This is a genomic window from Clostridium tertium (assembly GCF_902652255.1).
GTDB classification, from domain to species: Bacteria; Bacillota; Clostridia; order Clostridiales; family Clostridiaceae; genus Clostridium; species Clostridium tertium_A.
In genome coordinates this window covers 139222-145221 of the sequence record NZ_CACRTO010000021.1, presented here as the reverse complement: position 1 = coordinate 145221, position 6000 = coordinate 139222, and the positions used below count along the sequence as shown (strand labels likewise).

The 6000-nt window shown below is 26.8% G+C and carries 7 protein-coding genes and 1 pseudogene; 7 read left to right on the top strand and 1 reads right to left on the bottom strand.

The genetic code is table 11. The features are described 5' to 3' along the window. Positions 1-4: 4 nt before the first annotated feature. Positions 5-175, bottom strand: a complete 171-nt coding sequence (locus GPX08_RS11055) for a hypothetical protein (RefSeq protein WP_156626868.1) — start codon at positions 173-175, stop codon at positions 5-7. A gap of 38 nt (positions 176-213) precedes the next feature. Here GPX08_RS11055 and GPX08_RS11050 point away from each other — a divergent pair, with 38 nt between their 5' ends. The 7 genes and pseudogenes from GPX08_RS11050 (at position 214) to GPX08_RS11020 (ending at position 5772) form a co-directional block, all read left to right on the top strand. Beyond that, positions 214-594 carry a DUF2809 domain-containing protein gene (locus GPX08_RS11050; RefSeq protein ID WP_156626867.1) on the top strand — a complete coding sequence of 127 codons (381 nt, stop codon included), beginning with the start codon at positions 214-216 and terminating at the stop codon, positions 592-594. Then, positions 591-965 carry a glyoxalase gene (locus GPX08_RS11045; RefSeq protein ID WP_156626866.1) on the top strand — a complete coding sequence of 125 codons (375 nt, stop codon included), beginning with the start codon at positions 591-593 and terminating at the stop codon, positions 963-965. The genes GPX08_RS11050 and GPX08_RS11045 overlap by 4 nt, the downstream gene beginning before the upstream one ends. 71 nt (positions 966-1036) lie before the next feature. After that, positions 1037-2026 carry a DUF4243 domain-containing protein gene (locus GPX08_RS11040; protein ID WP_156626865.1) on the top strand — a complete coding sequence of 330 codons (990 nt, stop codon included), beginning with the start codon at positions 1037-1039 and terminating at the stop codon, positions 2024-2026. Positions 2027-2338: 312 nt separating this feature from the next. After that, positions 2339-4345: a hypothetical protein gene (locus GPX08_RS11035; RefSeq protein WP_156626864.1), complete on the top strand. Its 2007-nt coding sequence runs from the start codon at positions 2339-2341 to the stop codon at positions 4343-4345. 247 nt (positions 4346-4592) lie between these two features. Next, positions 4593-4766, top strand: coding sequence for a hypothetical protein (locus tag GPX08_RS11030; RefSeq protein ID WP_156626874.1), 174 nt, complete (start codon positions 4593-4595; stop codon positions 4764-4766). A gap of 31 nt (positions 4767-4797) precedes the next feature. Continuing rightward, a pseudogene (locus tag GPX08_RS11025) lies at positions 4798-5305 on the top strand (GNAT family N-acetyltransferase). Positions 5306-5382: 77 nt separating this feature from the next. Next, a complete protein-coding gene (locus GPX08_RS11020) occupies positions 5383-5772 on the top strand; it encodes a VOC family protein (RefSeq protein WP_156626863.1) in 390 nt (129 codons plus the stop codon). The last annotated feature ends 228 nt before the right edge of the window (positions 5773-6000 follow it).

The window sequence follows — 6000 nt, the reverse complement described above, 5'->3', positions numbered from 1 at the left end:
GTTGCTACTTTTGTTTAGCCTGCTTATTCAAACCAAACTTATATAGTTTATCAGAATGACAGCGTGGGCATTTTATATTAGTCTTGTTCATTGTTCTTCTCTCCTTTTCTAAGGGGGTATTATTTAGTTTCGCAAACCTATTGTATTTCCTTGGATTGAGAAGGGCAATGTTCATATAACTTAACAGATCGTGAAATTTTATTAGGAGGGCTTATGAAAATAAATTATAAATACTTAATATCCTTTATTTTTTTGTTTACGATTGAAGTTTTAATTGCACTTTTTATAAATGATAAAATTATTAGACCTTATATTGGAGATATATTAGTGATTATCTTAATGTACACTTTTATAAGAAGCTTTATTAAAAAGCCAATTAAGTTCCTATCTATATATTTATTTGTTTTTGCTACATTTGTTGAAATAATTCAATATTTTAAGATTCTAGAATTAATAGGGTTACAAAATAATAAAATACTTTCAATTATTCTTGGAAGTACATTTGATATAAAAGATGTTCTATGTTATTTAATTGGAAGTATATTATTATTAGTATTTGATAAGAGGAACACTTTAAAGGAGAAGTTATTATGAAGTTGGAATCCATGAGTTGTATCTTTCCTTCAAATGACATAGTTAAAACAGCTAACTATTATGAAATTAAGCTAGGTTTTAAGCAAGTGCAATATCTTAGGGTGAAAGATCCACATATTTGCTTATGTCGAGATGCTACGGAGATAATCTTGACACAAAGCATATCTAAAGAAGTTAGGCCTAATCATGAGTTATATGGATATGGGTATGATGCATATTTTTATACGAAAAATCAATATGACTTAATGGAAGAGTTTGAGAAAAAGGGAGTAAAAATAATTCGTAGATTGGAAATAACAGATTATAAGAATAATGAATTTGTTATAGAAGATATCGATGGTCGGTGGATAGCTTTTGGTATTAAAGAGTGAAAATAAACATATTGATAAATATTACCAATACAGTACAATATAATTGATAACATTTTTCAATAGGAGGGGTCATGTTTAAAGAGTTTTTTAATAAATATAAGGATTATGCCAGTGATTATAATGGAGGATTATCTAGTCATATACCTATGGTGAGCTATTCGCTATATGAGTTAGGTGTATCTTTTGAGGAAATTGCAGAATATCTAGATAAAACAATTAAGAGAATAAATATAGCTAAAGAAGATTTTACTGAAGCATATAATATTGATGATGAAAATTTTGAAAAATATTTAGGAGCTGAAAATTCCTTTGGTTCATATTATAAATATTTTTCGGAAAAATTAACTGAAGATAATTATAAAGAGATTATTGGAGAGTTTTTACCTAAGTTAATTAAAGGAGTAGCTGGAAGAGCTTTTCACCCATTAATTAGGTTATCATATGCAGTAAGAAGTAATAATGAAGAAGAGGTAGTAAAATCATTAAGTTATTTTGCTTCAAAATATCTACCTCATGAATTGACAGAGTTACCTTCAAATTCAGATAATCCATTAGAATCTCTTAAAGCACTTGTAGAATCAGTTAAGGGAGAGGGAAATGATGGTGATTTAATTGCTGATAGAATTGAAAAGGTATATAAATTAGAAGGATTTAAGAAAAATGCATTTACTTTAAAAGGAGATGCTGAAGCAGTATTATCTCAGCTGAATAAAATTATAAATAAATTATTTGTAGAGACTAAAGACTTTACAATGCTGCATGCTGTAACTTCTAAAGAGGGGATTAAAGCATTATTACCTTTAGTAAAAGATAAGGAATATATACTACAGAATTATTGGTTAGCAATTTTAGCTGCATATATAACAATAGGTAGCCCAGACGTTAAGGATATGAACATTAATGTTCCAGATAAATCACCTGATTTTAAAGAAATTATAAAGACAAGCATTAATTCTAAGAATGATCATACAATTAAGCTTACAAATAGTTGTAGAATTGAATTTGAAAGATCTGAAGATGAAGTTTACAAATATATTGCATATTTAAGAGCCTTCAATTAATTAGAAAGCCTTCCAAGGTACAATGGAAGGCTTTTTTGGATAATTGATATTAAAACAATTTATATATTTTATGTCTTAAGAATAATAGTAATAAATTATATTAGGAGTAGCACATTAATTTGAATTTTGTAATGATATAGGAATGATAATGTTAAAAATTACAAGCTAATTGATTGAATTATAGTAACATTAAAGATAAAGAATGATTAGATATGTAAATTTTGGCTGAAAAAGTGTAAAGTTATTTGTAGGATAATCGATATTTTCAACGATGATAATAAGAAAAAAAGATTAGGAGTGGTAATTATACTTATGAGTAGTAGAAAATATAGTTTAAAGTCAACTAAATTTAGATTATTATCGATTATTGTTCCTCTGATTGGAATAATGGCCGCAATTTTTATTGGAATTTCAACATTTAATTTAGTTAAATTTTCAAGTGAGACATTAGATACTGAACTAAATAATGCACATATATCAACAAAGGCGTTAGTTAATGATTATTTTGGTGGAATTAGCTCAAGAACAACAGTATTATCTAATTCAAAAGTAATCCAAAAGGATTATATTAGTGGGAATTATGAAAATACAAAGGATTTAGTTGATGGATTTAATACAGCACCTAAAATTATAGCAAGAACTTATACAAGGTTAGAAAATGGATATAGATATTCTTATCCAAACAATGATACATATTCTAAGATAACAAATTCAGAAAGTGAAATTTATGATATAACTAAGAAAGAGGGTTTATCTTGGTATGGACCTTTTGTAGATGAAGTAACTGGAGAGCTAGTTATCTCCATAAACGCACCAATTATTGATGAAAATAATAAATTTATTGGTGTTATAGGTATGGATATTTTATTTGTAGACTTAAAGACCTTTACGAATGAAAAGTTATTTAGTAAATCAGGACACTCTATTTTACTTGATAAAAATCATATTATTTTAAATACTCCAATTGATGAGGAGCTTGTAGGTAAAACTTTAAATGATGATAATATTACAAAGAAAATAGACTCACTTGAAGTAAATGAAACATTTAAAAGTGAGATGGAGATATATGGAGAAGAATATCTTGCTGAGGTATCTTTAACAGGAAATGGTGACATAAGCATTATTACTTTAGTAGCTAAAAATGAGAATACAAAATTAATTATGGGATTAGCAGGTATATTAGTAGTAGTTCTACTTTTATCATTGATAGTATCATATTTCCTTATAAATAAATTTGCTAATAAGCTTAGTAGAAATATTAATATAATTAATGATGGATTATCAACTGCAAAAGATGGAAATATAGAAGAAATTACTTCATTTTCTTCAAATGATGAATTTGAGAGCATTTCAACATCATTTAATAAAATGATGGCAAGTTTTAAAGATATTATTTCTAATGGAAAGTTTGTTGCAGATAGTGTTTTATCAAATTCAAATGAACTAAATGAACTTAATAAAGAAGTTGCAAAGCATTCTGAAGATATATCTTATGCTATTGAACAAATAGCGAATGCATCGGCTTCACAGGCTTCAGATGTTGATGAAGTTGTATCTAAGATTGATGAGCTTGCAAATGAAATTGAGATTATAGGTAAAAGAATTGATAATACATATTCTCTATGTAATGAAGCAATAGAGAATAATGATAAGGGTAGTGAGTCAATTAATACTCTTATTGAAAATTCAGAGAAAACAAGAGAATCAGTTGAAAATATTAGTGCTTCAATTGCAAAAGTTGAGGATAGTTCAAAGAGTATTGAATCTATATTAAATATTATAAACAGCATCACATATCAAACTAATCTTTTATCTTTAAATGCATCTATTGAAGCTGCTAGAGCTGGAGAATCAGGAAAAGGATTCGATGTTGTTGCAAGACAAATTAAGAGTTTGGCTGAAGACAGTTCGGTAGCAACAAAGGATATAAAAAAGATTATTGATACAATAATGATCAATATAGTTGATGCAACTAAAGCAGTAAATCAAATTATTGAGGTTGTAAATGAGCAAAGTATGAGTGTGGAAAATACCCAAAGTTTATTTAAAGTAATTGAGGATTCAATAAATATGATTAATAGTGAAATTAAAGAAGTAGATGATTTCAATAAAAGTATTATAGATAAGAAGAATGTTATTTCAAGTGCTATTGAGAATTTAGCAGCAGCAATTGAGGAAACAACAAGTTCAACAGAGGAGATTACAGCTTTAACAGAAGATCAATTAACATCATTAGAAAATGTTAGAAGCGTATCTGATGTTTTAGTTTCAGAATCAAATAAGTTGGATGAATCACTTTCACAGTTTAAAATTAAGTAGTTTATAAAAAATACCTTTAAATTGTAATTTAGATTTTTTATAGAGGTAAGTTTAAAAAGATTAAGCAGTAAGTATAAAGATGATTTCTGTATTAACAGGAATCATCTTTTTAATATGCCAGATGTGAGGTTATAAGAAAAACTTGTATTTAAAGAATTTTTCATATTCCACATAAGTAAAGTAAAAATAGTAGGAGAATTTTTTTTCATGGCTTTCTGCATTATATGTTAAAGAAGAATATAGATGCATTGGAATAGGAAAAAAACTTCAAAGCTTCTTAGTTGAATATGCTAGGAAGCAAGGATTTAAGGAATTATTTCTGTATACTGATATTGAGGGTTACTATGAAAAGACAGGTTGGCAGTATATTGAAAATGGAGTTGAATACTTAGGAGATTATATGAGTATATATAAGAAATAATTATAGGAATTAAAAAGGGGCTAAGATTAGTATGAGAGAAATAACAATAAAGGTACTTAATAAAAATGATATAGATGAGTTATTAGAATTTGAAAATAGAAACAGAACTTTTTTTGAAAAAACTTGTTTATCAAGAGGAGATAGTTACTATGAATATGCTAATTTTAAAAGTATAGTAAGTGAGCTAGTTGATGAGCAAAATGAAGGCGATAATAAGGGATTTTCAAGGAGAAATTGTAGGAAGAGTAAATTTAGTTGATATAGTTAAAGGTAATTTTAATAAAGCTGAAATAGGATATAGAATAGGTGAAGAATATATAGGGAAAGGGTATGCCCAAAAGTCAGTTAAGTTAGTTTTAGATGATGCAGTTAATAAGTATAAGTTGCATAGAGTAGAGGCAGGAGTGTCTCCAGAAAATATAGCTTCACAAAAGGTCTTAATAAATAATGGCTTTAGGATGGTTGGAGCATATAAGGAGTATATATTTTTAAATGGAAAATGGAGCGATAGTGCAATATTTGAAAAAGTCTTAGATTGATATATATAATAACTATTCGATATATTTAATCTATGGTATCCAATGAAAATATAGAAAGTTTAAAAGGAATGAGTAGTATGAAGTTTAATGTATTAATACCAGAATTATCAGTAAGTGATATTAAAAAATCTAAAGATTTCTATATAAATATTTTAGGCTTCAAATTAGAATATGAAAGAATAGAGGATAAATTTGCTTTTATTTCATTAGGAGAAGCACAAATAATGATTGAGGAAGTTAATGGATATTGGAATACTGATAAATTAGAATATCCTTTTGGAAGAGGAATTAATTTTCAAATAGAAGTTAGTAATATAGAAGAGATAAGAGATAGGTTAATTAGAAATGATGTAAATTTATTTAGAGATATTACTATTAGTGAATATGAATGTTCTGGAGAACTTATAGTGCAGAAGGAATTTTTAGTACAAGATTTAGACGGATATTTGCTAAGGTTTTGTCAGTAGTGGATTTTACAAGAATAATATTAAGTGAATGATGATAAAGGTTAAAAATATTTTACCATTGCTTCCATAATAAAGAACTATTAAACTTATATATAAAGCTAAAATTAAAATAGATGTCAGGCTTATTATAGAAACTTTGAATTTCTTAATATTAATTAAAAGTATGCTTAAAAGAAAGCCTAGGATAATTGGGATTATCATATAAAGAAAAGAAGCAAAATTTAATTC

What these genes read in the sequence shown, in the direction of transcription:
- GPX08_RS11055 (WP_156626868.1), bottom strand. Translation starts at nt 175, where the DNA reads ATGAACATTGCCCTTCTCAATCCAAGGAAATACAATAGGTTTGCGAAA.
- GPX08_RS11050 (WP_156626867.1), top strand. Translation starts at nt 214, where the DNA reads ATGAAAATAAATTATAAATACTTAATATCCTTTATTTTTTTGTTTACG.
- GPX08_RS11045 (WP_156626866.1), top strand. Translation starts at nt 591, where the DNA reads ATGAAGTTGGAATCCATGAGTTGTATCTTTCCTTCAAATGACATAGTT.
- GPX08_RS11040 (WP_156626865.1), top strand. Translation starts at nt 1,037, where the DNA reads ATGTTTAAAGAGTTTTTTAATAAATATAAGGATTATGCCAGTGATTAT.
- GPX08_RS11035 (WP_156626864.1), top strand. Translation starts at nt 2,339, where the DNA reads ATGAGTAGTAGAAAATATAGTTTAAAGTCAACTAAATTTAGATTATTA.
- GPX08_RS11020 (WP_156626863.1), top strand. Translation starts at nt 5,383, where the DNA reads ATGAAGTTTAATGTATTAATACCAGAATTATCAGTAAGTGATATTAAA.